This window comes from Actinoplanes sp. NPDC051633, assembly GCF_040681735.1.
In the GTDB taxonomy this organism is placed as follows: Bacteria; Actinomycetota; Actinomycetes; order Mycobacteriales; family Micromonosporaceae; genus Actinoplanes.
This window is the reverse complement of record NZ_JBFAZH010001417.1, coordinates 1-1,783: the sequence shown is the minus strand read 5'-3', so window position 1 is coordinate 1,783 and position 1,783 is coordinate 1. Positions and strand designations below refer to the sequence as shown.

Sequence of the window (1,783 nt, the reverse complement as noted above, 5' to 3'; positions counted from 1 at the left end):
ACCAGCTGGCGCCGGTGTTGCGGCGCAACACCGACGTCATCGCGGTCATGCAGGCCGGGATGATCGGCCAGTGGGGTGAGTGGTACTACACCGCCAACTTCGGCGACGAGGGCGTCATCTCGGAGCAGGACTGGGCGAACCGCAAGGCGGTCACCGACAAGCAGCTGGCTGTGCTGCCCGCGTCGCGGTCGATCCAGCTGCGGACGCCGAAGTTCAAGCGCACGATGTACGGCACCGGCCGGGTCGAGCGGATCGGCCACCACAACGACTGCTTCCTGGCCAGCCCCGACGACTACGGCACGTACGAGAACCCGGCGGTCGAGTACCCGTATCTGGCGCAGGAGACCACCTACGTGCCGATGGGCGGCGAGACGTGCAACCCCAACCCGCCGCGTTCCGAGTGCCCGACGGCGACCTCGGAGATGGCGATGTTCCACTGGTCGTACCTGAACGAGGACTGGCATCCCGGCGTGATCGACAGCTGGGCGGCCGGCGGTTGCCTGGACGACGTCGTCAACCGGCTCGGCTACCGGTTCACGCTGGTCAGTGGCGCGTACCCGGCGACGGCGAACCGGCGCGCGAAGCTGCCCGTGACGATCACGATCCGCAACGACGGGTGGGCGGCGCCGTTCAACGCGCGGGCCGTGAACCTGGTGTTGCGCGGGCAGAACGGAACCCACCGCATCGCCCTGAACGCGGACCCGCGCACCTGGGCGGCGGGCGCCACCACGACGCTGCGGCAGACGATCACGCTGCCGAAGCAGATCGCGGCCGGCCGGTATCAGCTGCTCCTCGAACTGCCGGACCCGCTGCTGCGGAACCGTCCGGAGTATTCGATCCGCACGGCCAACGAGGGACTGTGGGACGCCGCCACCGGCCTGAACGACCTCCGGGCCGAGGTGACCGTCCGCTGACCCGGGCCGGTCGGCGCAGGTTCGTTGCGGCTACTGCGCCAGCCGGTCGACCGCCCGCACTTCGTCGTCGGTGAGCGACAGCTCACCGGCGCGGAAGTTGGCTCGCTGACGTTCCGCGCTGCCCGATTTTGGAATGACGGTGATGCCATGGGTGAGGTGCCAGCTCAGCACGACCTGCGCGGTGGTCGCCCCGTGCGCGTCGGCGATGCGGGTCAGAGCGGGGTCGTCGAGATCGGTGCCGTTCAGCGGGCTGTAGCCCTCGACCTCGATCCCGCGAGAGCGGTGAGCCGCCAGCATCGCCGGGTCGTGCCGGGCGGGTGACCAGGGAATCTGGTTCACGGCCGGTACGACGCCGGTGGCTGCGGCGAGTTCGTCGAGCTGGCCGATGCCGTAGTTGCTCACCCCGATCGCGCGGGCGGCGCCGCTCTCGCGGGCGGCGATCAACGCGCGCCAGGCCGGCGCGCAGGCCTGCCCGTCCGGTGGCCAGTGGATGAGCCACAGGTCGACCTGGTGCACGCCGAGCGCGCGCAGACTCTTGGTGAGGACGGCGGAGGCGTCGCCGGCCCGCTCGGGCGGAAGCTTCGTGGTGATGAAGACGGCCTCCCGGGCCACACCGGAGTCGCGAAGGGCCCGCCCGACCTCGGCCTCGTTGTCGTAGGCGGTGGCCGTGTCGAGATGGCGGTAGCCGATGTCGAGCGCGTGCCGCATCGCGGAGTAGCCGGCGTCACCGACCAGACCGGCCGTGCCCAGCCCGACCATCGGCATCCGCACGTCACCGGCGAGAGAAGCGGTGGGAATGTCAACCATGCTGTTGGTCCTGCCCCGCCGGACCGCGCGTCAACCGTCGTCGCCGGCGGCCGCGAGCATGC

Annotated in this window: 2 protein-coding genes; one reads left to right on the top strand and one right to left on the bottom strand. The window is 70.7% G+C overall.

Annotated elements, in window-relative coordinates:
- Positions 1-914, top strand: a 914-nt coding sequence (locus tag AB0M20_RS41605; RefSeq protein ID WP_364306847.1) for a DUF4832 domain-containing protein, incomplete at its 5' end; no start/stop codon positions are given.
- 30 nt (positions 915-944) lie between these two features.
- Here the strand turns inward: AB0M20_RS41605 and AB0M20_RS41600 are convergent.
- The gene (locus AB0M20_RS41600) at positions 945-1,721 is read right to left on the bottom strand and encodes an aldo/keto reductase (protein ID WP_364306845.1); all 777 of its coding nucleotides are present in this window, start codon (positions 1,719-1,721) and stop codon (positions 945-947) included.
- Between the last annotated feature and the right edge of the window lie 62 nt (positions 1,722-1,783).